This is a genomic window from Megasphaera sp. SW808 (assembly GCF_012027795.1).
In the GTDB taxonomy this organism is placed as follows: Bacteria; Bacillota; Negativicutes; order Veillonellales; family Megasphaeraceae; genus Megasphaera; species Megasphaera stantonii.
Window position 1 is genome coordinate 1 of record NZ_SJOT01000057.1, and the last position, 744, is coordinate 744.

Annotated in this window: 1 protein-coding gene; it reads left to right on the top strand. The window is 54.0% G+C overall.

The annotated features are described in order from the left end of the window. Positions 1 to 52: 52 nt before the first annotated feature. Positions 53 to 744 (top strand): thiamine pyrophosphate-dependent enzyme (locus tag E0L13_RS11675; RefSeq protein ID WP_168062586.1); only part of this gene is annotated, 692 nt, incomplete at its 3' end.

The window sequence follows — 744 nt, forward strand, 5'->3', positions numbered from 1 at the left end:
GTTTCGGAAATCGAAGCCAAGGCAGAAGCAGTCATGGGGGAGGTAAAATAATATGAAGACTATATATGCAAAGTCCAAAGGCTTGCAGGATACCGAATTACATTACTGCCCCGGCTGCAGCCACGGTATCGTGCATAAATTAATTGCGGAAACGCTGGAAGAAATGGATGCGATTAAGACGGCTATCGGCGTATGCCCCGTAGGCTGCTCCGTATTCGCCGGCAACTACTTTGCCTGCGATATGCTGGAAGCCGCTCACGGCCGTGCGCCTGCCGTAGCGACGGGCGTAAAACGCACCCATCCGAACGTCCCCGTCTTCACCTATCAGGGCGACGGCGACCTGGCATCCATCGGCGCGGCAGAAATCGTACACGCTGCCATGCGCGGTGAAAAATTCACGACGATCTTTATCAACAACGCAATCTACGGCATGACGGGCGGCCAGATGGCTCCGACGACCCTGATTGGCCAGCGCGCTACGACGGCTCCCTTGGGCCGTACGGTAGAACAGGCGGGCAAACCGATGCGCGTAGCAGAAATGCTGTCGACGTTGGACGGTCTCGTCTATGCAGAACGCGTCTGCGTTGTCGATATTCCACACTTGATGAAAGCGAAAAAGGCGATCAAGAAAGCCTTTGAACGTCAGATGAACGGCGACGGATTTACCTTTATCGAAGTATTAGCCGCCTGCCCGACGAACTGGGGTATGGATATTCATGAAGCAAACAAGTGGCTCATGGAAAA